The 25838-nt window shown below is 67.0% G+C and carries 19 protein-coding genes and 1 pseudogene; 8 read left to right on the top strand and 12 right to left on the bottom strand.

The genetic code is table 11. The features are described 5' to 3' along the window. Positions 1 to 108 precede the first annotated feature (108 nt). From ACWEKS_RS11295 to ACWEKS_RS11285, 3 genes are read right to left on the bottom strand one after another with little or no spacing between them, the layout of a single operon-like run. Positions 109 to 1566, bottom strand: coding sequence for an NAD-dependent succinate-semialdehyde dehydrogenase (locus ACWEKS_RS11295; protein WP_452339943.1), 1458 nt, complete (start codon positions 1564 to 1566; stop codon positions 109 to 111). A 9-nt stretch (positions 1567 to 1575) separates the two neighbouring features. After that, entirely contained in the window at positions 1576 to 2937 is a 1362-nt protein-coding gene (gabT, locus tag ACWEKS_RS11290; RefSeq protein ID WP_452339942.1) for a 4-aminobutyrate--2-oxoglutarate transaminase, read from the bottom strand. A gap of 47 nt (positions 2938 to 2984) precedes the next feature. Then, positions 2985 to 4415 carry an aminobutyraldehyde dehydrogenase gene (locus tag ACWEKS_RS11285; RefSeq protein WP_452339941.1) on the bottom strand — a complete coding sequence of 477 codons (1431 nt, stop codon included), beginning with the start codon at positions 4413 to 4415 and terminating at the stop codon, positions 2985 to 2987. Between the two features lie 141 nt (positions 4416 to 4556). On the opposite strand from ACWEKS_RS11285, the gene ACWEKS_RS11280 reads away from it, so the two are divergent. Next, positions 4557 to 6083 carry a PucR family transcriptional regulator gene (locus ACWEKS_RS11280; protein WP_452339940.1) on the top strand — a complete coding sequence of 509 codons (1527 nt, stop codon included), beginning with the start codon at positions 4557 to 4559 and terminating at the stop codon, positions 6081 to 6083. Position 6084: 1 nt separating this feature from the next. Here ACWEKS_RS11280 and ACWEKS_RS11275 read toward each other — a convergent pair whose 3' ends face one another. Next, positions 6085 to 9189 carry an NAD-glutamate dehydrogenase domain-containing protein gene (locus ACWEKS_RS11275; RefSeq protein ID WP_452339939.1) on the bottom strand — a complete coding sequence of 1035 codons (3105 nt, stop codon included), beginning with the start codon at positions 9187 to 9189 and terminating at the stop codon, positions 6085 to 6087. Between the two features lie 86 nt (positions 9190 to 9275). Then, a complete protein-coding gene (locus ACWEKS_RS11270) occupies positions 9276 to 9491 on the bottom strand; it encodes a hypothetical protein (protein WP_452339996.1) in 216 nt (71 codons plus the stop codon). Here ACWEKS_RS11270 and ACWEKS_RS11265 point away from each other — a divergent pair. Then, positions 9459 to 9653 carry a hypothetical protein gene (locus ACWEKS_RS11265; RefSeq protein ID WP_452340001.1) on the top strand — a complete coding sequence of 65 codons (195 nt, stop codon included), beginning with the start codon at positions 9459 to 9461 and terminating at the stop codon, positions 9651 to 9653. The genes ACWEKS_RS11270 and ACWEKS_RS11265 overlap by 33 nt on opposite strands. Positions 9654 to 9779: 126 nt before the next feature. Here ACWEKS_RS11265 and ACWEKS_RS11260 read toward each other — a convergent pair whose 3' ends face one another. Beyond that, complete coding sequence (locus ACWEKS_RS11260; RefSeq protein ID WP_452339938.1) at positions 9780 to 11291, bottom strand: amino acid permease; 1512 nt, start codon at positions 11289 to 11291, stop codon at positions 9780 to 9782. A gap of 1126 nt (positions 11292 to 12417) precedes the next feature. Here ACWEKS_RS11260 and ACWEKS_RS11255 point away from each other — a divergent pair. Both ACWEKS_RS11255 and ACWEKS_RS11250 read left to right on the top strand, forming a co-directional pair. Further along, positions 12418 to 12738 carry a hypothetical protein gene (locus ACWEKS_RS11255; protein WP_452339937.1) on the top strand — a complete coding sequence of 107 codons (321 nt, stop codon included), beginning with the start codon at positions 12418 to 12420 and terminating at the stop codon, positions 12736 to 12738. Positions 12739 to 13152: 414 nt separating this feature from the next. Continuing rightward, a pseudogene (locus ACWEKS_RS11250) lies at positions 13153 to 13330 on the top strand (peroxidase); the annotation flags it as partial. On the opposite strand, the gene ACWEKS_RS11245 reads toward ACWEKS_RS11250, so the two are convergent. Continuing rightward, on the bottom strand, positions 13309 to 13569 hold the full coding sequence (locus ACWEKS_RS11245) for a hypothetical protein (protein ID WP_452340000.1): 261 nt from the start codon (positions 13567 to 13569) through the stop codon (positions 13309 to 13311). The pseudogene ACWEKS_RS11250 and the gene ACWEKS_RS11245 overlap by 22 nt on opposite strands. A 437-nt stretch (positions 13570 to 14006) precedes the next feature. Next, positions 14007 to 14882, bottom strand: a complete 876-nt coding sequence (gene sigJ, locus ACWEKS_RS11240) for an RNA polymerase sigma factor SigJ (RefSeq protein ID WP_452339936.1) — start codon at positions 14880 to 14882, stop codon at positions 14007 to 14009. Positions 14883 to 14954: 72 nt separating this feature from the next. On the opposite strand from sigJ, the gene ACWEKS_RS11235 reads away from it, so the two are divergent. Beyond that, a complete protein-coding gene (locus ACWEKS_RS11235) occupies positions 14955 to 15836 on the top strand; it encodes an alpha/beta fold hydrolase (RefSeq protein ID WP_452339935.1) in 882 nt (293 codons plus the stop codon). Positions 15837 to 16290: 454 nt separating this feature from the next. Here ACWEKS_RS11235 and ACWEKS_RS11230 read toward each other — a convergent pair whose 3' ends face one another. Continuing rightward, entirely contained in the window at positions 16291 to 16533 is a 243-nt protein-coding gene (locus ACWEKS_RS11230) for a hypothetical protein (protein ID WP_452339934.1), read from the bottom strand. A 178-nt stretch (positions 16534 to 16711) separates the two neighbouring features. Between ACWEKS_RS11230 and ACWEKS_RS11225 the strand changes: the two genes are divergently transcribed. The 3 genes from ACWEKS_RS11225 (at position 16712) to ACWEKS_RS11215 (ending at position 18614) form a co-directional block, all read left to right on the top strand. After that, positions 16712 to 17860 (top strand): alkene reductase, encoded by a 1149-nt coding sequence (locus tag ACWEKS_RS11225; RefSeq protein WP_452339933.1) that lies wholly within the window; start codon positions 16712 to 16714, stop codon positions 17858 to 17860. A 73-nt stretch (positions 17861 to 17933) separates the two neighbouring features. Then, on the top strand, positions 17934 to 18308 hold the full coding sequence (locus ACWEKS_RS11220; protein ID WP_452339932.1) for a DoxX family protein: 375 nt from the start codon (positions 17934 to 17936) through the stop codon (positions 18306 to 18308). Positions 18309 to 18455: 147 nt separating this feature from the next. After that, on the top strand, positions 18456 to 18614 hold the full coding sequence (locus tag ACWEKS_RS11215) for a hypothetical protein (RefSeq protein WP_452339931.1): 159 nt from the start codon (positions 18456 to 18458) through the stop codon (positions 18612 to 18614). Positions 18615 to 18943: 329 nt separating this feature from the next. Here ACWEKS_RS11215 and ACWEKS_RS11210 read toward each other — a convergent pair whose 3' ends face one another. Genes ACWEKS_RS11210 through ACWEKS_RS11200 form a run of 3 tightly spaced genes read right to left on the bottom strand, consistent with a single transcriptional unit; the run spans position 18944 to position 25827 of the window. Continuing rightward, positions 18944 to 20242: a hypothetical protein gene (locus ACWEKS_RS11210; RefSeq protein WP_452339930.1), complete on the bottom strand. Its 1299-nt coding sequence runs from the start codon at positions 20240 to 20242 to the stop codon at positions 18944 to 18946. Continuing rightward, positions 20242 to 23685, bottom strand: coding sequence for a hypothetical protein (locus ACWEKS_RS11205; RefSeq protein WP_452339929.1), 3444 nt, complete (start codon positions 23683 to 23685; stop codon positions 20242 to 20244). The genes ACWEKS_RS11210 and ACWEKS_RS11205 overlap by 1 nt, the downstream gene beginning before the upstream one ends. Positions 23686 to 23709: 24 nt before the next feature. Then, positions 23710 to 25827 (bottom strand): hypothetical protein, encoded by a 2118-nt coding sequence (locus tag ACWEKS_RS11200; protein WP_452339928.1) that lies wholly within the window; start codon positions 25825 to 25827, stop codon positions 23710 to 23712. Between the last annotated feature and the right edge of the window lie 11 nt (positions 25828 to 25838).

Here is a 25838-nt window from a genome sequence, read left to right as displayed (position 1 = left end):
AGCGAGAAGCGCGCTCCCACCGGCGCCGCGCCACGGTGGAGACACCGGCCTGGAACGGCCGGTTCGGCACGAGATCCGGCGCAGGGGCCGGGGTGCCGGGAGATGACGTCAGCGGGTGAGCGCGACGTATTTGGTGTCGAGGTATTCGTGGATCCCCTCGGATCCGCCCTCGCTGCCCAGGCCGGACTGTTTGACTCCGCCGAAGGGAGCGGCCGGATCGGAGACGACGCCGCGGTTGATGCCGACCATGCCGGCTTCCAGGGCGTCGCTCACGCGCAGAGCGCGATCGAGGTCTTTCGTGAAAACATAAGCGGCCAAACCGAATTCGGTGTCATTGGCGGCGTCCACCACCTCGGCTTCGGTATCGAAACCGTAGATCGCGGCGACCGGGCCGAAGATCTCTTCCCGGTGCATCCGCGCGGTGCGCGGCACATCGTCGAGCACGGTGGGCTCGAAGAAACAGCCCGCACCGTCGAGCGGCTTGCCGCCGGTGCGCAGCACGGCGCCGGACGCGATCGCGTCGTCCACCAGTGCGGTCACCGTCGCGCGCTGCCGCTCGTTGATCAGTGGTCCGAGATCGACGTCCGGCTGGTAGCCGGGGCCGACGCGCAGCGCGGCCAGCCGCTCGGCGAAGCGGGACGCGAACTGCTCGCGCAGCGAATTGTGCACGTAGAGACGGTTCGCCGCCGTGCACGCCTGACCGCCGTTGCGCATCTTCGCGGCCATCGCGCCATCGAGGGCCTGGTCCAGATCGGCGTCCTCGAACACGATGAACGGCGCATTGCCGCCCAGTTCCATGGACGTGCGCAGCACATTGTCGGCGGCCTGCCGCAGCAGCAGCGCGCCCACCCGGGTGGACCCGGTGAAGGTCACCTTGCGCAGCCGTGCATCCGCCAGCAGCGGCGCGGTGATGGCGGCGGCGTCGCTGCCCGGCAGCACCGACAGCACGCCCTCGGGCAGCCCGGCCTCGGCGAAGATCGCGGCCAGCGCGAGCATGGTGAGCGGGGTGTCCTCGGCGGGCTTCGCGATCACGGTGCACCCGGCCGCCAGGGCCGGGCCGATCTTGCGGGTGCCCATGGCCAGCGGGAAGTTCCACGGTGTGATGGCCAGCACCGGGCCGACCGGCTGCTGGGTGACCAGAATGCGGCCGGTGCCCGCGGGCGCGGTGGTGTAGCGGCCGCCGATCCGGACCGCCTCCTCGCTGAACCAGCGCAGGAACTCCGCGCCGTAGGCCACCTCGCCGCGCGACTCGGCGATGGTCTTGCCCATCTCCAGGGTCATCAGCAGCGCGATCTCCTCGGTGCGATCCACCAGCAGTTCCCAGGCCCGCCGCAGGATCGCGGAGCGGTCGCGGGGAGCGGTCGCGGCCCACTCGGCTTGCACCCGGCAGGCCGAGTCGAGGGCCCGCAGGGCGTCCTTGCGGCCCGCGTCGGCGACCTCGGTGAGCAGGTCACCGGTGGCCGGATCGGTCACGGTGAAGGTGCCGCCGCCGGACGCGGGGGCCGCGACTCCGTCGATCCACACACCGGTGGGAACGAAGGCGCGCACGAAGTCGAACTCGGACAACAGATTTCCTCAGCAGTCGATGGCGGTCGATGACGCGGACAGGTCAGCGATGGCGGTGCACAACACATCCAGGGCGTCGTTCAGCAGGTCCTCGCCGATCACCAGCGGCGGCAGCAGCCGGATCACATTGCCGAAGGTGCCGCAGGTCAGGGTGAGCACACCCTGCTCCAGGCAGCGGGCGGCGATGGCGGCGGTCAGGGCGGCATCGGGTTCGGTGCCGCCGGGGCGGACGAACTCCAGCGCCAGCATCGCGCCCCGGCCGCGCACCTCGCCGATGGCCGGAACCTGCTGCGCGAGTGCGCGCAGGCGGGTCGAGGCGATATCGCCGATGCGGCGGGCGCGGGCGGTGAGATCGTGCTCGCGGATGGCGTCGATGGCGGCCAGCGCGGCGGCGCAGGCGACCGGATTGCCGCCGTAGGTGCCGCCCAGGCCGCCGGGGTGTACCGCGTCCATGAGATCGGCGCGGCCGGTGATCGCCGAGAGCGGCATACCGCCCGCGATGCCCTTGGCCATGGTGATGATGTCGGGCACCACGCCCTCGTGCGCGCAGGCGAACCAGTCGCCGGTGCGGGCGAAACCGGTCTGCACCTCGTCGGCGATGAACACCACGCCGTTGGCACGGGCCCAATCGGCCAGCGCCGGAAGGAATCCCGGTGCGGGCACGATGAATCCGCCCTCACCCTGGATCGGCTCGATGATGATGGCCGCCACCGAGGTCGCGCCGATCTGCTTCTCGATCCGGATGATCGCCTCCCGCGCCGCCGCCGCGCCGTCCTGGCCGCCGTCGCGGAACGGATACGACATCGGCATCCGGTAGACCTCGGGCGCGAACGGGCCGAAATTCTGCTTGTACGGCATGGATTTCGCGGTCAGCGCCATGGTCAGGTTGGTGCGGCCGTGATAGGCGTGATCGAAGGCGACCACGGCGGGGCGGCCGGTGGCCAGGCGCGCCACCTTGATGGCGTTCTCCACCGCTTCCGCGCCGGAATTGAAGAGCACGCTGCGCTTCTCGTGATCGCCCGGAGTCAGCGCGGCCAGCTGCTCGGCCACCTCGATGTAGCCCTCGTACGGGGCCACCATGAAACAGGTGTGGGTGAACCGCTCGGCCTGATCCTTGATCGCCGCAACGACTTTCGGATGCGACGCCCCGACATTGGTGACCGCGATGCCCGCGGCGAGATCGATGAGCGCATTGCCGTCCACATCGACGATGACGCCGCCATCGGCATCGGCGGTGTACACCGGGGCGGTGGAGCCGACGCCCGCGGCGACGGCGCCCTTGCGGCGCACCGCCAGTTCCTGCGAGCGCGGGCCGGGCAGGGCGGTCCGGAGCACCCGCTGCTGCGGAATCCGGTAGCTGATCTCTGTCATGAAACTCTTTCTGCGGTAAGGGAATTCGATGGCCGGTGCAACCGGAATCAGTCGTGTGCGCTCATGACGTGCTTGATGCGCGTGTAGTCCTCGACGCCGTAGGCGGACAGATCCTTGCCGTGGCCCGAGCGCTTGAAACCGCCGTGCGGCATCTCGGCGACCAGCGGAATATGGCAGTTCACCCACACCGCGCCGAAGTCCAGTGCGGCCGAAACCCGCTGCACCACACCGTGATCGCGGCTCCACACGCTCGAGGCCAGGCCGTAGACCACGTCATTGGCCAGACGGACGGCCTCGGACTCGTCGGCGAAGGTCTGCACGGTGATCACCGGGCCGAAGGTCTCCTCCTGCACGATCGGATCGTCCTGGCGCACACCGGTCACCACAGTCGGCGCGAAGAAGAAGCCGCGCTCGCCGATCCGCACACCGCCGGTGGCGATGGTGGTGTGCGCGGGCAGCGCCGCGATCTTGGCGGTCACCGACTCGAAGTGGCGGATGTTGTTGAGCGGGCCGTAGGCGGCATCCGGATTGTCGGGCAGACCCGGCTGCACCGTCTGCGCCTTCTTCACCAGGGCCTCCACGAAGGCGTCGTGCACGGACTCGTGCACCAGCACGCGGGTGGCGGCCGTACAGTCCTGACCGGCGTTGAAGTAGGCGGCATCGCCGATGCGATCGGCCGCGAGCGCCAGATCCGCATCCTCGAACACCAGGACCGGCGCATTGCCGCCCAATTCGAGATGCGCCCGCTTCACCTGAAGGGCGGCGGCGGTGGCCACCTCGATGCCCGCGCGCACCGAACCGGTGATGGCCACCATGTCCAGGGCCGGATGCGCGACCAGCGCGGCCCCGGTGCCCGCGGTGCCGAGCACCACGTTCAGGACGCCGGCGGGCAGGATGTCCCGGGTCAGTTCGGCCAGCACCAGGGTGCTGCGGGGCGTGGTGTCACTGGGCTTGAGCACGACCGTATTGCCGGTCGCCAGCGCCGGGCCGATCTTCCAGATGGCCATCATGAGCGGGTAGTTCCACGGCGTCACCTGGCCGATCACGCCGACCGGCTCGCGGCGCACATAGGAGGTGAAGCCCTCCATGTACTCACCGGCCGACTTGCCCTCCAGCAGCCGCGCCGCCCCGGCGAAGAAGCGCAGGTGATCCGCGCCCGCGGCGACCTCCTCGGAGGCGATCAGATGCTTGGGCTGGCCGGTATCGAGGGACTGCGCCTCGACCAGGGCCTGCGCATTGGCTTCGATGGCGTCGGCCAGTTTCAGCAGAGCGGCCTGGCGGCGGCTCGGAGTGGCGGCCTTCCAGGCCGGGAAGGCGCGGGCGGCGGCGGCCACGGCGGCATCCACATCGGCGGGCCCGGAGATCGGGCTGCGGCCGGTCACGGACTCGTCCACCGGGCTGATCAGGTCGAACGACTCCGCCGCGGTGGCGGCCGTAAACTGGCCGTCGATGTAGTTGCGAAGTATCTCCGTGGTCATGTCTGCCCGTTCTCGTGCGATGTGTGAGTGCTGTTCGATTGCCACCGAGTGTGCTGCGCGACACACCCCTGCGTCACCTGCCGAATCGGCGTGACCCGCGAATGGGGTTTCACCATTATGTCCAGTTGCTGTGGGAGAGCTATGAGTGTGGGAATTCCGGTCCGATGGATCCTGTCGCAGCCTGAGCTGGGCTTGGTGCTCAAAGGCGGCGGTGCCGGACTGGGCCGGGAGATCGCGCTCGCGCTCACCTCCGAACTCACCGAACCGCAGCAATGGCTCTCCGGCGGGGAACTGGTGCTCACCACCGGCATGGGTTTGCCGCTCAGTCGCCCCGATCGGCTGCGCTACCTTCGTGATCTCGACTCGGTGGGGGTGGTCGGCGTCGGATTCGGAGTCGGGCTCTCGCACCCGGCCGTACCCGAGGACCTGGTCGAGGCCGCCGACGAGCTCGGGCTGCCGCTGTTCGAGGTGCCGCTGCCGACGCCGTTCGGCGCGATCACCAAGAAAGTCATGCAGCGGCTCGCCGAACAGGAGTACGAGAAGGTGCTGCGGGCCTCGCGCAGCCAGCCGCGCATGACCCGCGCCGCGATCCAGGGCGTACCCGCCGTCATCAAGGAATTGTCGGCGGCGCTGTCGGCCACCGCGATCGTCGTCGGAGCCGATGGCGTGGTGACCGACGCACATCCCGGGCCGGCGCCCGCCGAGATCATCGACAAGATCACCGAATTTCTCGGGACCCGCGGCGAAGGCGCGGCCAGCGGCGTGATCCACACCGCCCCGGACGTTTTCATCGCCGTGCAGGCCATCGCGGCCGGGCCCGCCACCCACGGGCATCTCGCCGTCGTGACCACGACCGCGCTGAGCCCTGTCGACCAGGTGCTGCTCGGGCACGCCAGCTCACTGCTCGCCCTGGACTTCGAGAAACCCGCGCGACTGCGCATCGCGCAGAACCGCTTGAACACCCAGGCCATCGCCCTGCTGCTCGAGGAACCGACCACCCTCGACACCGTGTGGGGGCATCTGACTCCGGCCGCCGACCGGGCCGGGCGCGTGCGAGCACTGGTGCTGCGCTGTCCCTCGGCGGACACCGCCGAACAGGTCGTCGAGGCCGTCGACACGCGGCTGGCGACGCTGAGCAGGCAGCTGTTCGCCCATCTGGCCGACGATCGGGCTGCCGTTCTGCTGGCCGGAACCGATACCGAGGAATCGGCGGAGCAGCTGCTGCAATCCTTGCCCGCGAGCGTGCGCGCCACCGTGCGTGCCGGGATCAGCGCGCCGCATCCCCTGCGCCGATTCGCCGCCGCCATCGAACACGCGGAGCTGGCCGCGTCCGCGGCGCCGCCCGGGGCGAGCCCGCAGGAGCTCTCCGCGCTGGCCGGGCACTCCCTGCTGACCTTTCCCGAGGCGCGGCGGGTGCTCGGCGCAGTATCGCAGGCCATGCTCGCGCCGCTCGTCGGCTATGACGAGCGGCACGACACCAACCTGGTCGACTCGCTACGCGCCTACCTCGAGGCGCACGGGCAATGGGAAGCCGCCGCCAACGCCCTCGGCGTGCACCGGCACACGCTGCGCAGCCGGATCGTCAAGATCGAATCCGTGCTCGGCTGCCGGCTCGACACCGCCCGGGTGCGCGCCGAGCTGCTGCTGGCCGTCATCGCCCAGCGCTGACCTATCGCCCGGCGCTGACCTTGGCCGCCTCCGCCAATGCGGCGTTGACCACGCACAGGCGCGCGATATCGACGACACCGGAGCGGCGCAGACCACCGGCCAGTTCCAGCAGCCGCGCGGCGGAATCGGTGTCACCCCAGGCGGTCACGAGATCGCGGGCCGAGGCGGTGGGGTCGGCCCCGGCGAGGACCGCGACCGTGAGCGCGTGCCACCGCGCCTGCAATTCGTCGCCCAGCACGGCGGCAGCCAGGGTCTCCCAGCGGTCCGAGGCGGGCGTCGCGTCGAAAGCCGTTGCCAGCCAATCCAAACCGATGAGATCGCCCAGCTCACGGTAGGTCTGCGCAACCAGCGGCACCGGAAGCTGTGCGCGCCGGGCGATGTCGCTCAACGGCAGCGCCTGCGCCAGCAGACGCAGGTTCGCCAGGTCGCGTCCGGTATTCCCGCAGGGTCGCGGCAGCACCGTGATCAATTCCGCGACCAGCGGTGCGTGACGGTCGATCTCCTCGGACCAGGAGCCCGAGCCGGGCTGGGTCAGCAACCAGGCGGTGGCCTGTTCGACGGCTGCCTGAATACCGTTGAGGATGCTCATGCGCACCCGCGGCGAGACGCCGGGCACGGCGAGGGCATCGCGCCACCAACCGTCGATATCGAGCACGCTGTGCACCACGGTGCACGCCAGCACGATGTGCGCGGTGCCCGCGCCCAGACGCTCCTCCAGGCGGTGGATCATGCCCGGGCCGACCCGGTTGATCACCTGGTTCGCCACCGCCACGGCCACGATCTCCCGGGCCACCGGGTGCTTGCACAGCACGTCCTCACCCAGCCGGGTACGCACCGAATCGGGGAAGTAGCCGAACACGGTCCCGGCCACCACCGGATCGTCGAGGATTCCGGCGGCCAGCAGTTCATCGCGGACCAGGTTCTTGGCCATGGCCAGCAGTACCGCGATCTCCGGACGCACCAGGCCGGTTCCCGCGCGCCGGCGGGCGGTGAGCTCCGCCGGAGTGGGCAGGAATTCGGCGGCGCGGTCGAGGCCGGTGGCCTGCTCCAGGTTCTCGATCAAACGACCGTGCCGATCGATCAGGAAGGGGGCGTGCGCCTCGGCCAGGCTGATGGCCAGCGACTGCCGATCGCAGTCGGCGAGCACAGCGGCGACCACCGCGCCGGCATTGTCGGCCAGCAGCCGATCCCGTTCGGCCGGAGTCAGCGAACCCGCGGTCACCGCGGCCGCGAGCGCGATCTTGAGATTCACCTCGCGATCCGAAATCGCCACGCCCGCAGCATTATCGATGAAATCGGCATTGACCCGGCCGCCCGCCACCGCGAACTCGATGCGCGCCCGCTGGGTGAGACCCAGATTGCCGCCCTCGCCGACCACCCGGCAGCGCAGCCGCGACGCCGCAATCCGCACCTCGTCATTGGCCGGGTCGGCGACCGCGGTGTCCGGCTCGTCGCCGCCGCGCACATAGGTGCCGATCCCACCATTGAACAGCAGGTCCACCTCGGCACTCAGAATCGCCCGGATCACCTCGGGCGCAGGCAGTTCCGTCGCGGTGACGCCCAGCCGATCACGCACCTCGGGGGAGAGCGGGACGGACTTGGCGGTGCGCGGCCACACGCCGCCGCCCTTCGAGATCAGGGCGCGGTCGTAGTCGGCCCAGCTGCTGCGCTCCAGACCGGCCAGGCGGCGGCGCTCGCCATACGACAGCAGCGGGTCCGGGTCCGGGTCGAGGAAGATGTGGCGGTGGTCGAAGGCCGCCACCAGCAGAATCCGATCGGTTTCGAGCATGCCGTTGCCGAAGACGTCGCCCGACATATCGCCGATGCCCGCCACCGTGAACGGCTGCGCGTCGGCGTCGATGCCCAGCTCGGCCAGATGCTGCCGGATCGAGCACCACACGCCACGCGCGGTAATGCCCAGTGCCTTGTGGTCGTAGCCGCTGGAACCGCCCGAGGCGAACGCGTCGCCGAGCCAGAAACCCCGCGATACCGCAATGTCATTGGCCAGATCGGAGAAGCGCGCGGTGCCCTTGTCCGCCGCGACCACCAGATACGGATCGTGGTCGTCGTACACCACACAGTGCGCGGGCGGGATCGTCACGCCGTCGACAATATTGTCGGTGACATCGAGCAGGCCGCCGATGAACGCCGAATACGCCGATTCGACGGTGGCGGGATCGCTTCCGCGCCGGGCCACGAACACCCCCTTCGCGCCGGTCGGCACGATGACCGCGTTCTTGACCGTCTGGGTCTTCATCAGCCCGAGCACCTCGGTGCGGAAATCGTCCCCGCGATCCGACCAGCGCAAGCCGCCGCGGGCGATAGCGCCGCCTCGCACGTGGCTGCCCTCCACATCGGCCGCGTGCACGAAGATCTCGCGATAGGGCGTGACCGGGGCCGAGATCGAGAGCCGGGCCGGATCGACCTTGAACGCGGCCACCGCGCGACCCGGCTGATACCAGTTGGTGCGCAGCACCGCGGTGCAGAAGGTGTACAGGCCACGCAGCAGCTGATCCTCCGGCAGCGTGGCCGCGGCCTCCAGCCGTCGCTGCACCGCCGCATCGGCGGCGGCCACCGACTCGGCCCGCCCGGCAGTTCGCGCCGGATCGAACCTGGCGTGGAACAACTCCACGAACGCGCGCACGAATTCGGTATGGGCGGAAAGGATCTCGGTGACCGTGACCTCGCTCAGGCGCAGGCCCACCTGCCGTAGATAGCGGCACGCGGCACGTACCAGGACCACGTCCTGCCAGGCCAGCTCGGCCGTGCCGACCAACCCGATCAACCCGTCGACCTCCACGGCGGTGTCCACGGCCGCCAGGAACGCTTCCGCGATCAGCTCGGCCGTTCGCTCGTGCAACGGAAAAGCGGTGGGGCGGAAGGTGAACCGATGCACGGCACGTAACTCATCGCCACTCACCTCATGGGTGATCACCTGCAATCCCAGCGCCGAGAAGACCTCGATCAGCGTGGTGAGATGCGGCGGCGCGCCATGCCAGACCAATCGCGCCGACGACAGCTCACCCGCGATCCGCTCGAATTCCAGCCGGGGGACGGCATCGATCCGCTGTTCGTCCAGCGTGCCGGTGCCTGCTCCGCGATACATCCGTTCAACTCCCTGTGCGCGATGGGTCCGTCCGCAGCCAATCTGCCGCATTGGAGACCCACGACACAGTGGACGAACCGGCACGCTCACCCCACCCCGATCCGCCGCCCTGTCCATTGCCGACCGACCCTGCGACGCGCACCACGATGCGGCACTCGACGCTCTCCGCCGCCGCCGCAGCGTTTCACGAACCGCCCCCGCAGTCCGGTGACCACCTCGTAGTGGATGGTGCCGAGTGCGCTGGCCCAGTCCTGTGCGACGGGTTCGCCGTGTTGGCCGTGTTGGCCGTTGCCGAAGAACACGGCGTGGTCGCCTTCGTGGACGCCGCCACCCGGGCCGAGGTCCACGACCACCTGGTCCACCGGGTTGCCCGGCTCATCGGCGTGGGGGAGATGGGAGAAGATCGCGCGCAGGCGGATCGTGCCCGCGCGGGTGACCCGGATGAGTTCGTCTGTCCACCTTGATCGCGATCGTCGCGGGTTTCCCGACCGAGGAGGCGGCCGCGGCGACGACGAGCAGATGCCGGGTGGAGGGGACCCCGATCTCGATGCCCGCCTCGATGGCGCCGCGGTAGTCGCCGTCGGGGTTGTTCAGCCAGCACACCGGAGCGAGCTGGCCGGGCCGGGATCACCGCGCGTCCCCGGATCAGGTGCCTGTTCGGCGGCCGGGGCGCCACCGGAGCCGCCGCGTGCCCGTCCGAGTCGGGTCATCGCGGCGTAGCCGGCGCAGACCAGCCCCGCCCAGGCGGCGCCGACCGCCACCGCGGTGCGCCCGCTGTCGGTGAAGAACAGCAGGACCACGACCAGGCCGAGGAATCCCAGGGCGAGCGGGGTGGTGACCCGTGCGGCGGGGAGGCGGTAGTCGCTGGCCGGGAGGATGCCATCGGCGACGCGGGCGCGGTAGATCCTGTGGCAGACCAGGATGACGGCCCAGACGAAGATGATGCCGACGGTGGAGACCGAGGTGATATAGGCGAAGGCCCTGTCGGGGGAGACGGCGTTGACGACGACGCCGAGGACCATGACACCGGCCGAGAGGCAGATTCCGGTGAACGGCACCGAGCGGGAGCTGAGGGTGCCGACCCGGGCGGGTGCCTCCCCGCGCAGCGACAGGCTGCGCAGCATCCGTCCGGTGGAGTAGATGCCCGAGTTGCACGAGGACAGTGCGGCGGTGAGCAGCACGAAATTGATGATGCCGGCCGCCGCCGGGATGCCGATCTGCTCGAAGACCTCGACGAACGGGCTCTTTCCGGACTGGAAGTTGCGCCACCCGGCGACGGACATGATCACCAGCAGCGCACCGATGTAGAACAGACCGATGCGGACCGGGAGGGTGTTGATCGCCTTGCGCAGTGTCTTCCTGGGCTCGCGCGCCTCACCGGCTGTCACCCCGACGAGTTCGACTCCGACGTAGGCGAACAGCACGATCTGCAGGGTCATCAGGGACTGGCCGAATCCGTGCGGGAACACCCCGCCATCGGCCCACAGGTTGGTCACCGACGGGTGGGCGGCGTGACCGAATCCGATGGTCAGAACCCCGATCCCGATCAGGATCATGCCGATGATCGCGGTGATCTTGACCGCGGAGAACCAGAACTCGGCCTCCCCGAACAGCCGCACCGAGATCAGGTTCGCCCCGAACAGCACGGTCAGCACAACCAGGGCGGTGATCCACGGCCTGATGTCGAACCAGTACTCGATGTACTTGCCGGCGACGGTGATCTCGGCCATGCACGTGCTCACCCACACCGCCCAGTAGGTCCAGCCGGTGGCGAACCCGGCGAACCGGCCGAGGAACTCGTGGGCGTAATCGGCGAAGCTACCGGAGACCGGCCGGTAGGTCAGCAATTCGCCCAGTGCCCGCATGATCACGAAGATCGCCAGGCCCGCGAGCAGGTACGACACGATCAACGCGGGACCCGCCTGCGCGATCGCGCCGCCCGATCCGTAGAACAGGCCGGTCCCGATCGCCCCACCGATCGCGATCATCTGAATCGTCCGCGGACTCAATCCGCGGGCGTAGCCCTCCGACTCGGTGGCTGCGGGCTCGGGTTTCGTACCGGCCATCGTGGCCGTCCGTTGTTGGTGGTCGGGCAGTGTCATGTGCACTCCTTCGGTGATCGCGGCCGCGGCCCTGACGTCGACGTCGAGAGGGCGGTCCGATGGCGCGGCGCGGTCATCACCCGGATCGCATTCCGGATGGGTCGTCGCCGAGGATGGCGCGGCCGGGGAGGACTAGGCGGCCAGGTCCAGGCAGGTGAACAGAACCCGATCGGCGCGCAGCCGGGAGTATTCCTCGGCGACGGGTTTGCAGGGGATTCCGATTCTCACGGGTAGAGCTCCTGAACGTGTGTGGATGTGAGCGACAGGTGTCGCAGCGAACGGTGGACGTGAGGCGCATCACTCGCTGGCGTCACCAAGTATGAATATTCATCAATTCGCTGCCAACGAAACTGCAGATAATTCTGTAGTATTGGACAACTTTTCTGAATCTTCATCCCACAGGAAAGGTTGGGTCCCTGAACCGAAGCATGTTCAGGAGGCGAGCGACCAGCCCGGTACTACCGCCCGCGCATCGCCGCCGACGCACTGCCGCCCTGAACCCCATATCGCCGCCAGGGCTCGTCGCGCGGTTCACGCGTCGGCCGGTACAGAGACGACCGGCATGCCCGGGCACGCCGGCTGCGCTCGGCTCTCGAGCCGGATCGCTCGGCGCCGGCATCCGAACCGGGGTAGCTCACGATCGGAATGCCGGCCACGCGCGAAAACGTCACTCCCGCAACAATGCCGAGGAATCCACGCCGAGGAATCCACTCAGATCCGCGGCCCAGATCCGCGGTTGGCCGGCATCCGGGCATGCGGGGAACAGCGCCACCATGAATCGGGTGGACTTCCCGAGCGCCGAAGATGCTTCGGAATCGACACAACACCGAGCAGCGTGTCGAATATCCAAATGACCAACTCGGAAAATCAAAGAATTACATTCACAACTATGGCGTATTTTCCTAATTATATTCCATACTCAATGTCGCCAGTGGCCCACATCACAGTTCCGGCGGATGCCTGACCGAGACACCACTGGGCGACGAATGCGACAGCCGGGCTCGACCCGTGTATGCCGAACCGACGATGGCGGGTGGCACACGCCGACCTGCGATAACAGATCCATCCGGCTCGCAGGGGTTATCTCCGATATCTCCTGTGGCCGGCCGAACGGGAACCGAACACCATGACAACCGCTCCATTGCCTCTTGCTTACGGATACGTGCGCGACGATCTACTCGATGGTCGCGAGCCGGATTCGAGTGATGACCAGCTGCGCGATACCGCCCGCTCGCTCGGATACGAACTCGGCGCGGTATTCCACGAGCCCTCACCGCAGAGCGCCACACTGCCACCGGCGTTCGTCGAGCTCGTCCAGGAATGCCGTCGAGCCGCAGCACACGCGGTGATCACCCTGCGCGGGCACATGTCGCAAATGGCCGTGTGCCGGTTGGTGCTGCTGGAGATCCTCGACGTGCGGACCGGCACCGCCGTTTACGAGGTCTAGAACGTACTCATCGGCCGATCCACCGACCGAATTCAGCCGATGAGCGAGGACACGACCGGACGTCACCGTAACTTGACATAATTGCCTTGCTTATTGGTGACGAAAACTGTTGCAACACAACACAACCCAGGGGAGGGGCCAGGGGAGAGACCCCAAACCGCCCTCATCCGACGACACCGCCAATGCCCCGTCCACACAAACATGAGAGCGTCGAACACGGGACCGTCGATCACCGAAAGACAACTGTGAGCCAGATCCGGAAATCCACCCGTATCCGAGAGCGCCGACCAGCCGCTAAAAAACTCCACATCACGTCACGCCAGACACATACGTCACAGTGACGCATCCCTGGGTGAATGACTATGCGGGAACATGAATCAAACCCAGACCAGCATCCAAGTTTGCCTGGATTTCGCCCGCCTCGTTCGCCAGTTCGAGTTCGTCCAGAACGTGTAGATCAACGACAAAACGTTCCACGAACTCGGCAACGAACACGACCCGATCGTGGGCACCCAGGACGGCACTACTCGACTACTCGATCCCGGGCCGGCCCCTCCGCAAAGAACAAACTCAGCTTGCGGCTTTCACCAGCGAAAACGCGATGCAGAATCCCTGCTCGATCATTACCCGAGCAGTAATGATCGAGGCGAAGTCGAGGAATATCTCACGGATGGATGCCGGGTGGTCGGCCGCATGACCGGCGGCTCCCATTCGCAACATCACCTCGGCGGTGCCGGCCGGGCCGAAACGCACGGTGTTTTGACTGCGAACCCGTTGAACCGCAATGGTTTTGCTGTCATGGCGTCCGTGTGACCAGACGTCAGTGCGCACGCCGTTCGAACAAACCTGCCGGCCTCGATCGGCGACTGTCAGGGCCTATGCCCGGGGTTCCAGGCTTTGCGGACGAACTCGAGTCGGTTGCCGTCGGTGTCGGCGACATTGGCGGCGTAATAGCCGGGGGCGCAGTAGGTTCAGTCGGCCGGCGGTCCTTCACCGGCGAGTTGAACAAGAAATAACAACACCCACAACCGTTCTCACGATGCCCTGGGTCTGGCGCCTGGGGCATCACGGCGTTAGCGCCCTGGTCAGGGCTGCGCCGAGGCGGTTGGCTTCGGCGCAAGGTTCGCCCTCGCCGGTCTGGGGGCGCACATTGACGAACTCGGCGCGTACGCGATGCTGCAGGCGAGCCGCCCACAGACCCTGCTTGGCGCCGAAGCTGTCGATCAGGGAATGACTTGGGTCGCGGCGTGGGGCACCAAGGTCTCGTTTCAGCGAGCGTTGAGGCGTGCGAGCTTGTCGGGATTGCCGATGGCGCGGATCGCGACCACGTGGTTGTCATGGGACTCCAACGCGATCACGACCATGACGGGGCCCGCGAGTGACACGACCACCCCTGGCTCGCCGTTCACCGATGCGACCCGGAAGTCGGCGCCCGCTCCGAACAGTGTTCTGGCCAGCGTGACGCCGACCAGCTCGGCGCCGACCAATGGTCCGACGGGGGCGCCGGCGACTCGCCCGCCGGAGTCGAATTCGCCGACCACGTCGTGAGCCAGTACCTCCATCAGTGCCGCCAGGTCGCCGGTGGTGCAGGCGTGTGCAAATCTCTCGGCGACCGCGCGCGCCTGTGCTGGTGAGACCTCGAACCGCGGCTCAGGGTTGTCGCGCAGCGCGGCTCGCGCACGACTGGCCAGCTTCCGGGCCGCGGCCGGTGAGCGGCCGACCACCCCGCCGATCTCCTCGAAGCTCACTCCGAAGACATCGTGGAGCACGAACGCGACGCGTTCGGCGGGGCTGAGGGCGTGCAGCGCCGCCAAAAGCGCCAGGCGCACGCTGTCATCGAGGGTGACCTGATCTGCGGGATCGAGATCGGTGCCAGCCTGCTCGACGAGCGGCTCGGGCAGCCACGGCCCGACGTAGCGGGCCCGGGTGCGGTCGGCGCGCAGCCGATCGAGGCAGACTCGGCCCGCAACGGTGACCAGCCAGCCCTCGACGTCGTCGATGCCCTCGCAGCCGCGGCGGGTGAGCCTGGCGAAGGTCTCTTGCACGGCGTCTTCGGCGTCGACGAGGGTACCGAGCATGCGGTAGGAGACGTCGAGCACCCGCCGCCGGTGTGCGTGCCAAGCCTGCTCGATGATGTCGCTCATACATACCTCCGACGAATGAGCCTGGTGAAATGTGTCCGTCACATACGACCGCGCCGCCACGTCCTTAGAGATATGACCCTTACTACCAAACCCGCTCGGCCTGACTGGCTCACCACGCAGGATTGGCCGCATCCGCTGTACGCGTTCGACTTCGACGGGCGCCGCGTCGTCTACACCGATACCGGCGGTGACCGTCCGGTCCTGCTCATGGTCCACGCCGGACTCTGGTCGCTGCTGTGGGCCGATCTGATCAGTCACCTCGAGGACCGATACCGGTGCGTTACCCTCGATCTGCCCGGAACAGGACTCTCCGATCCCGGCGAGGCCACGGTGGCATCGGCCGCGCACACGATCACAGCATTCATCGACCATCTCGACCTCAACGCCGTGACACTGGTCGTACACGACCTCGGGGGCCTGGCCACACTCGCTGCTGTACACGATCGAATCGACCGCGTGGCCGCACTGGTGGCCATGAACACCTTCGGCTGGCGGCCCCGGGGAATGCTGTGGCTCGCACTGCGATTCTTCGGTTCGGAGCTGATGCGGGAGGTCGACGCATGGCTCAGGTTGGTCGCCTGGGCGAGTGCGACAAGGTTTGGTGTCGGTAGACGATGGAACCGCACCCGTAAGACTGCGTGGCGACGTGGTCTGCGCGACCGCGACCACCGGCGGTTCTTGCACCGAATGTTTCGCGACGCGACCCGCGACCGCGCCACCGCCACATGCGCAGAAAGCACGGTCACCGCGCTGGCTGGCCGGCCGATGATGACGGTATTCGGGCGACTCGGCGACTACTTCTTCTTCGTTCAGCGTTGGCGGCGACTGTTCCCGGGCCTGACCAGGGTCACCGTGCCCTGGGGGCTGCACTTTCCGATGGCCGACAACCCGCAGCTCGTGGCCGATGCCATCGACCGCTGGCACCGCAGCCACGTGGCCCGTGCTCAACCGTGAATCCAGATCCCACTGCCACCTTCCGGTCGGCTACCGACCCTCTGATTTCGCTGCACCTTCGACCGGGAGCCAACGGCAACGACCACCTGATGCTGGCCGAGTTGCTCGACCGGGCGGACGCCCTGTTCAGCCTCGACAGCACGACACCGACCGCGACCGAACAGGACACGCTCGAAGCTGTCGGAGACATGCCCGTAATTCCGCGGTCGGGGAAGATCACCAGCGGGGGGACCCGCGACCTCGAAGGCCTCGGCCCCGCGACTCCCTGGAGAAGGCCCGGATGTGCCAGTCCCGTTCGGCCGCACCGGCTTCGGGGACCTCGTCCCATTCCTCGCGCCCGAGCGTCGTCGTGGTTGCCCGGCGCGGGCCCGGTGATCCGGTGACCGCGCCCGGGTATTTCTTACGCACCGCCGAACACGTCACCTCGAGAGCCGCCAGGAAATCGTCCGTTCGATCACCTGGCGTGGAAAAACTCCACGAACGCGCGCACGAATTCGGCATGGGCGGAAAGGATCTCGGTGACCGTGACCTCGCTCAGACGCAGGCCCACCTGCCGTAGATACCGGCAGGCGGCACGAACCAGGACCACATCCTGCCACGCCGGCTCGGCCGTGCCGATCACCCCTGTCCATTGCCGACCGCCCGCACCAGCCCGAAGGGAAAGGTCCCACCGGTGTCGAACATCGATACCGGACATTCACTCACCTGTTCAGGTGATGGAGGAACGGCTGCGCACTCTCGATACTCGACAGCTGAGCCAGAGCCGCTACCCACGAGAGAAGTCCGCCGCTCATGAAGACGATGTCGCCGCACGGCGTATCCGCAGGACGTACCTGCCGGATCCCACCGGTCCCGCGCCGCGACCACCTCGGCCGATGCACGTGACCGGTGAGCAGCAACCGCTGTTGCAGCCCTACCTGATGGGTGATCTGCAGTTGGCCAACCGGGTTGTCATGGCGCCGCTGACCCGCTGCCGCGCAACCAATCCCGATCTGGCACCAACCGAGCTGCACACCCTCTACTACGCGCAGCGCGCATCGGCCGGCCTGATCATCACCGAAGGTACCTGGATCAGTCGCGACGCCGTCGGCTGGCACGATGTCCCCGGATTGTTCACCGACACGCAGATCAAGGCCTGGGCCGCAGTCACCGATGCCGTTCACCGAGCGGGCGGAATCGTCTTTGCACAGCTGTGGCACACCGGCTCGACCTCACACCCGGACTTCCGCGGCGGAGCGGCACCCGAAGCCCCTTCGGCGATCAACCCTCGGCTGACCTCCCCGACGCCCTCGGGCAGGAAGCCGACCGTCACCCCCTACGCAATGACTCGTGCCGATATCGCCGACACGATCCGGCAGTTCGCCGACGCCGCGGGTAATGCGAAACGTGCGGGCTTCGACGGGGTTCAATTGCAGGCCGGATTCTCGTATCTGATCAGCCAATTCCTCAATCCTCGAACCAATCTGCGCACTGACGCCTACGGAGGATCGATCCAGAACCGGGCACGGTTTCTGTTCGAGGTGATCGATGCCGTGAGTCAGCGCATCGACATTCGACGCGTCGGTGTGAAGGCCGGCCCGGTATGGGCGGAACGCGGTGAATTCGTCTCTACCGCGGACACAATCGCTACCAGCGAATACGTTATAGAGCACCTGGCCGGCTACCCGATTGCGCACTGGCTACTCATGGGTGCGATGGCCGATCTGTCCGGAGGTCCCCTCTCGGATCTCCAGGGCGACGGGATGTACCACCACTTTCGCCCCTTCTACGCGGGGCCCCTGATCGCCAACGTCGGTATGACACAAGACCGCGCCAACAATCTGATCTCGCAGAAATTGACAGATCTCGTCGCATTCGGCGAGCCGTTCATCGCCAACCCGGACCTTCCTGCTCGGTTCGCAACAGGCGCACCGATCCTCAGATCCGATCGGGCGCTGCACTACACGCCAGGAGCCCACGGTTACACCGACTACCCGCCGATACGGCTCGACCACTCGGACCCGTTTCGCCGCGACGGCGCCTAGCGCCGGCTGCACCGACCGATCCACTCATAATCGAGGAGATCCGTCATGACCACCTGTCGACCGAGGAGTGATCATGCATACCGCTTATCTTGTCGTCACATGGATCGCTATCGCGATGACGACCTTCTCGAGCATCGCCACGATCGCTCATAACAAAAGGATAATTGCCACCCTGGATGCCGTGAACGTGCCTCGGTCCTGGCTGGTGTTCCCGATCGCCACCCTCAAGCTCTCGGGCGCGATCGGGCTGTTCCTGGGTCTCACAGCGATTCACGGGATCGGAACGGCAGCCGCGTTCGGCCTCGTCCTCTACTTCACCTGTGCCGTCTACACGCATCTGTTCGCGGGTGACTTCTCGCTGAGGATCTCGGGGGCGGTCACCTTCTTGCTCTTGTCCGGGGCAACGTTATGGCTGAACATTGCGGACCTGCATCCGACCTGGGATTGAAACGGAGCGGACGCTCGGCTGGGTCCCGGTGCCGGCCTGGGAATCCGTCACGCTCTGGTCTGGTGGGTCTGGTTCAGTCCCACCAGAATTCCCAGCTGTTGCTGTTGATGAGTGTGGTGGCGTAGCCGCCGCCGAAGCGGACTCGGCATGAAGACCGGCAGCGCGGGGGAGATCGATGCATTGCGGCACCTGTTCAACAAGATGCTCGGGCAATTTCACTACTGCCTCCAAACCCGCCAGTCCTTCCACCCCTCAAAAGCGTTCGGACAATCCCGCTCAGCACCGCCCGAACCCGCTGCCGCGTGACTCTTCAGGAGATCGGAGGTCTCACGGGCCTTCTCGCACCGGCAGGCAAGCCACGACGCCGCGCAGGCCGCCCACCGAGCGCCGAAGTCCGCCCTTCCCTTGCAGTCGGCCCGCTCGACGGATATCGAGAACTGGGCAAACCCGAGCCGCTGATGGGATTCGGAGAGCGAGATCTCGTCGTGGCGCAGTGGGTCCAGTTCGACGCTGTTGAGGTGCTGCCATTTCCGGGCCGCCCCGACCGGATAGTGCCCTGCGACGATCCGATTCGGGGTTTCCTCAGTTGACGACGGTTTAGCCGAGCCGGATCGGAGGCGGGTGAGGTTCTCGGGTCAGGGCTCGGTGATTCCATCGTTGGCGATGACCGGAATATTGAATTCGGCAGCCCTGCCGTCGATTCGGAGGATGCGATCGGGCGGTGGGTTGATGACAATCCCTCGAATCGCGAGGCGATAGAGCGAGATCCCAATCGTGTTGATTTGCAGCATCGTGTATCTCGCGTCGTTCGTGTCGGTGGCGTAGTGGTATTCCGGTTGGGAGCCGAAAGTGCCGCAATCGCGCCATGTCAATGTCACCACGTCGAACAGGCTCAGGCGTGCTCCATTCGGCAGGTATCGTCCGGTACCGTCGCCGAAATACAGATCCACCGTCCGGACATTCAGTGTCCGACCGAAGTGAACCTGTACGGGCATTAACGGTACAGGGAGGTGTTGACTCAGGTAGTAGGTGTCGAGGTTGTCGTCGAGCATGAGCTCGGGGGGGTGATTCGGATCGGCACCGAGAACGGGCGAGACCACCGCCCGCATTGGCTCGGCCTGGATGAGGAACTGTCCCTGCACCATGAGGTTGCCGACCACGAGATCGGGGATGCGGACCGTGACGGTAGTGGCGAGCGTCCGTTCGACGGTGTTGTTGCCGACCTGGACGGTGCCGCGGAGATAGAAAACCGTTGTCCGGGTGACGTTGTCCATGGTTTTCGTTGTCTCGCCCATGACGTTGAACTCGCCGCCGTCGTACAGCAGTTTCAGCGACGACGCGCCGTTGACTTCCCAGTTCAGCTTCACCGAATCGCCGTTGTCGATGATCAGACGTTCGGCCATGAAGTTGTCGAGACGGAAGCTCGGCGGGAACTTGCCGACGTTGAACGTGACACTCCCGGTCTCCCAGGGCTCGTCGTCGCCGAAACCTGTTTCCCGCCACTCCATGTCGATGCGCAATGGAGCGCTGCCGACCACCTCGTTGATCCGGGCGCCCATCAGCTGGATGGTGACGCCCTCGTCCCGGGTGATTACCGAGGATCCCGATGGCGTTGTGAAGGTGATGGTTTTGGCGGTGGCGTCCGTGCGCGGTGACCAATTCTCGAGACTGATCTGCGGCGAGATACTCGCGATATCCGGTGTCAGATCGGGAGAATTGGTACCCACCGGCACCATGATCGTGATCTTGCGGCACTCGACGCCAACACCGCTGCGGCGGCTGCCCACCAGCACGAGGTCTGCGCGCTCTGGATCGCCGCTGGACGGGGAGACGCGCGCCGGGTCCGGATCGGTGGTCAGCTCGAAGTGCAGTGGCGCTGTATTTCGTACCTGACTACCGTCGGGCGTCGCGAAATACTGCGGAATGACCGTCATTACCGTGCTCCTCGTCCGTTGCTGCTGCGGCTGTGCTCGGCGGCATCCCGCAAAACCAGGAAGCCGGAACGGATTTCAGGGTCGGCGCCGACGGGAAGAGAGGCGGGATCGGGGACGACGATGGGGAGCTCCGACCAGCCCGGGCCCACCGGTTCGGCCCATGACCAGACGCCGGTGGCGGTGGTCGGCTGTGGGAGGGTAACCGCGCTCGATTCGGTGCTGGCGATGAGCAGCGGCCCGGTGCGGAAGTTCACCGCCATGTTGGCCAAGGCGGCATCGGTGAAGCGCTGTGGCACGAAAACCGAAGACACCGGCAGGATATCGGTGTTGGCGTGGACGGCGGCGCGAGTGTCGAGCAGCAAGGTGACGGTCGCGGTGCTGTCGCCGTCGAAGGCCAGCTTGAGGCGGTCGCCGCGACCGATGGCGCGAAGGTAGCCGCTGTGGGAACCGGTCGGCTCCAGGACGGTTTCGAAGTGGTCGTAGTCGTCGTCGACGACGCATCCGATGAGCCCGTCGTCGAATTGCATTGCCTCGCCGAGGCGTACGTTCCAGCGGTAGCCGGGCATCTGCGGTGGTGGTGGGTTGAGGACCTGCTGCCAGGTGACGTCCTTGCGCACCGGGCCGCAGAGTTCCAGGTCCAGGCGGGCGCGCACCAGGGCCAAGGGGCGGCCGAGCAGGAAACCGAGGCTCTGGTCCTCGGGGCCGTCCGGGTCGATGGATACCAGCGTGCGATCGATCAAGGCGCGCACGGCATCCAGGACGTCGGGGTCGCGTTCGATCGTGGACAGGAACCGATGCACGTGCGGGTAGGGCCCGGACAGATCGTCGAACTCGGCCACGGGAGAGTCGGGTAGCGCCGTCCAGGCGACGATCTGCTGCCCGGAGCCCGACAACACCCGCCGCAGATCGCCCAGCGCGGCGCCGTCCGGGTCGTAGATGGCCAGCGACCGGTCCAGGCGGTTGTGAATCAGCCACGCGCACACCGGATTCGCGTCCGCGCTGAGTTCGACGTCGTCGTCGCCGCGAGCGGAGAGGAAGTCGAAGCGCAGCCGCGCCGGTTGCAGCAATCGCGGTCCCAGTTCCACGTATCGGTCGGTCTGGATCTCGCCGACGCTGTATTCCGGGGTCATGGACTCCGGTTTGAGCAGCCGGTTGAAATGCAGGGGGTTGTCGATGAGGTTGACCGCACGCCCGAAGCGGTCCACCACCGACAGCCGGGTGAACATCAAATGTCCCGACCGCAATTCCTGAAAATCGGAGGGCTCCCAGTCGTCCCATTCGAAGACCGGTTGCGGTCCTGGATCGGGCGTCAGGCCGACACTGCTGCCGATCAAATCGGCCATCTCTCCGCTGGGTGCGCGGTTGGTTCTGGTGAGGCGTTGCCCGACGGCGGCGCTGAGCCCATCGAGCCGCTGGGACAGCTGATCGAGGTTGCTCAACTGCTCGTGCATGGCACTCAGGAGCGATTCGGGCAGGTCGTCGCGGCCGTCGGCGTAGCTGGACAGCTTGCCGTCCTGGTCGTATCCACTGGTGGGCATGAGGATTTGGCGGCCGCTGACGGTGACGGCGGGCTTCAGATCGCCTTCACCTTGCCAGCGGTAGTAGTTTCCGTCGAATCGCCAGCGCTCCTGCGCGCTGTCCACGAACGGGATGGCGGTGTACTCGGCCTCCCACATGAGGTACAGCGGCTGCCACGGCTGCTGCCAGGCGTCGGTACCGTATGCGGGCAGGGTGCCGGTCGGATTGCCCAGTCCCACACCGGTTTTGCGTGCCTGGTCGATGATCAGGAACTCGGTCACCAGCTCCCGCATCGGCCCGGGCAGGCCGGCGACGTTCACCTTGGTGACATCGGCGGCGACGGTAGCGGCGGTGATACTGCCGATTTGTGTGATCAGGCGCTCCCCGACCCGGCATGGCAGGTCCGAGCCGCGGGTCAGCGGGGCGTTCAAATGGGCGCCCTGCATCATCAGTACCGGGTCGGCATGCTGCTCGAACGGATCCATGGGCACGCGCTGCAATTCCAGTGTGCTGCGCAAGCCTTTCATGGCGGCATAGTCTCGAGCCTCGGCCAGCAGCGCATCAGCCGTTGTCGCCCATGGCACTTCGGCGCGCAGCGCGGCAACGTCGCCTATCAGCTTGTCGACCCGCCACGCGGTCGAATTCTCCCGGTTCGGTTCGAGTTCGCGGGCGATTCGGGGTCCGATGGACTCGGGCTGCTTCGGTTCGCACGACAGCGCCCACAGCACGAACAGCCGCTGTTGGGCATCGGAGAGTTCGCGTTCGAGCGCGTCGAGATCGCGCTGCTTCCGGTTCAATTCGGCGACCACATCCGCTGCACGTGCGTGGGCGGCTGCCCGCTCGGAGGCCGGCATGGCGGCACGCGCATCCTCGCAGCCGCGATCGACCACACGCCACCCGAATCCGCCGGGCACCGGACCGAATCCGCAATCGTGCGCGGCACGCTGCGGGAACAGCTCGCCGTCGGCCCGGTCGTATTCGCCGAGGACACCGAGGGTGAACGCGGTGTAGAGCCGCGCATCGGCCTCGCTCAGGGCATTCGACCCCCCCGCCTGTGCCTGGATCACCCCGGCCGCCTCGCCCGCGCTGTTGCCGATCGCTACCGCGATATCGCGAGCATCGGGACTGGCGGAGCGGTATGCCCCTCCGGTCGGACGCCAGTCGATGCCCAGCGCGGTGCCCGAGTACACCGAGCGGCGCGGCTCACCGAATGTGGCGGCCAGACTCCACTCCAGCCGGGACAGCAGATCGGCGAATCGCTCGTCGGCGTGATCGCCGGCGACGAGGATGTCGCTGTCTGGATCGGAGTACCAGCCGACAACCTGATAGCTGAGCCGGTCGTCGTGGTCGGGGTCAAGATCGCTGAGGGTGTCGTGCATGGAGAAGACGTTCTTGTTGTACGGCTGGAACACCGAGAACGTCAGCAATCCGGGGCCGAGCGCGGTGAGAAACGGTGTGCCGCCCGGCTCCTGCCACGGGCTGGAAGTACTGAGGTCGACCAACTTTCCGATCTTGGTCGCGACACCTGAGGTCGGATCCAGATAGGACACCGATCCCTCGCGGCGCTCCAGGAAATCACTGTGCACGATCCACGCCCGCACACCGCCAGTGGATCGCCGCACCACCAGCCAGCGGTTGGGCACCAGCGGAAAATCTCCGATCTCGCCGGTCTCCGCGTCCTGGACGCCGCGCGCCAGCGCCTCCGGCAGCTGCCACTGCAGATACACGCCGACGCGGGAGGCGTCACCGCCCCACATCTCGGTTCCCGCGAACGGCTCGGGCTCGGGTGAGGCGTTGTCATCGACGAACGGAACGAAATTGGCGATCCAGCGCTGCATCACATAGGTGCCGTCGGTGTCGCGGGTCTGGGCGTTCACCGCGAACGCCGCCACCTCGACCGGCACGATCAGAGTGTCGTTGGGCATGCGAGTCCCCTCGGGAAGTATCGATCAGGGTCGGTCGAACGCGAAGGTCTGCAGCTGCGGCGCTTTGAGCATCTGCAGTGCGAACTGCGCCGGAGTCAGGGTGGACAGCCGGTGTGCGGCGGCCAGCGCGGGCACCAGCTTGCCCGCCACATCCAGCACATCGTGCGAGGGCCGCAGGAACTGGCCGAAACCGGGCGGATCCGGGAACTCTGCGATGTACTCGCCGATGACCCCGCTGAGCTTGCGCAGGTCGATGGTGCCGAGATCGCCGACACCGAAGTACAGGCCCTGCGGCGGCTCGGCAATGGTGAAGGTGTCGAGGGTGTCCGGATACATCAGCATGAGCACATTGCTGCCGAAGGTGGTCCGGTGCACCGGCTCGAGCTCCGTGTCACCGCGGAAAGCCGTGTAGATGGTGCGAGGCCAATTCGGCACCAGCACCGACCGAATCAGCACACCGCAGGCCGGTGGCGCAGGCACCCCGGCCGCCAGCGCATTCAAATCCTCGTCCAACGCATGGCCGACACCGACACTCAACGCACCGTCGACGGCCGCCCGCACCCACGCGCAATCGATATGGAAGAACCGAATACTCTCCGGCGGAAGCATTCTCGGGTCGGGCACCAGATGGTCGAACGGCATCATCTGCAGCGTCGTGAGCCGACTCAGCCACTCCTGCACCGGGTCCAGTTCCTCGCGCAGCGCCGACCGCAGCACCGCCCCGCTGTGCTCGCCGGACACCGTGGCGCACAATCCTTCCGCCCGCAGTGCCGACAGCGCGCCGTTGCCCAGTATCGTGCGGGCTGCCGGCCGCCGCGGCGCGGTCGACAACTCGGCGCCACTGCGAGCCAGCGCCGCCGGAAGCCGAGACTCCAGCAGACGATCGAACGCGCGACGCACCTGATTTTCGTGCAACGCTGCCCCGGCCTCCCGAACCCCGCGCCCCGCAACCAGTTCCGGATGCACGGCCAATCGGCGCACGGCTCGGCGGCCCGCCTGGCGGAACTCCAGCAGTCGATTCCGGAACGGCGCGTCGGCCAGGGCCAGGGTCCGTCCGAGACTGAATGCGCTCGCATAACCGGTATCGAAAACGCCCCACTCCTTCAGGTAGATGAGCGCCTCGCCGCTGGAATCCAGCCGGGGATCACGCGGCGGCGGCAGCGGCCGGGCCGGTGTGGCGGTAAACGGACCACGGTAGAACCCGATGCTGCGTTCTCCGGACTCCAGACGTTGGGGCAGGACCGTCGCACCGCTGTGAAGGCGTTGCCGCGCATCGCCGTCGAGGTCGCCCGGCGGTACCGGCAGTCGCAACACCGGGTCCGGTTCTGCCGCCAGATTGGCCACCAGCTCACCGAATCCGATGCCGTCGTCGTCCAGCGTCTCGAACGACCAGGCGTGCAGCGACACCATGCGCAGGCCCGCAGCCGGCGCGGCGCTCTGCATATACGGCTCGAATCCCTCCACCGAAACCAGGTGCACGACATGGCGGGTGGCCGTCGCGGCGGGGAAGCGATTGCCGACGATCACAGCGTTGAGGTCCTCGAGTACCGGCTCCGGATCGGTGCCGCGCACATGGCTGGCATCGGGCCGCCCGCCCTCTCGGATATGCGCCAGCAGCGCCGCCTCGGCCAACGTCGGGCGGATCCTGTCGAACAGAGCTGCCGACACATGGATACTGCAACAGGTTATTTCGGCTTCGCCGTCCATCAGCTTGTCGATGGTGGGCGGTGTGCCCGGTCCGGCTGCCCCGTCGAGCAGTTGGGCGACCGTGGAGACCGTCACCTCGCCGATGGCCTGCGGGTCGGCCGGCAGTTCCCCCGCCCGGAACACCAGCAGGAATACCCAAGGAATGCCATCCTGCGCACCCTTCGGCAACCGAGCCCACGGCAGACCGGCGCTGTCGAGGGTGATGTGCGGCAGGACCTGGCTGTATTTGCCGACCGCGCCCGGGACCGGGTAGCAGGCATGAATCTCGGAGTCGCCCAACGTAAATCGTGGCCCACGCACACCGAACCGCTGAGTGCGGGTCTGCAGCGCGGCGACAGTCTCGATCGTCTGTTCGACGGTGAGGCGGTAGTCGCCCGCGTAGAGCGAGGGAATGCGGTGGTCGAGAAATCTGGTGCGATAGTGGGTGGTAGGCATGTGCCGATCGC

The sequence above is a fragment of the Nocardia sp. NPDC004711 genome, assembly GCF_053601595.1.
The sequence above is the reverse complement of the archived record's forward strand: the minus strand, read 5'-3'. Positions and strand labels throughout refer to the sequence as shown.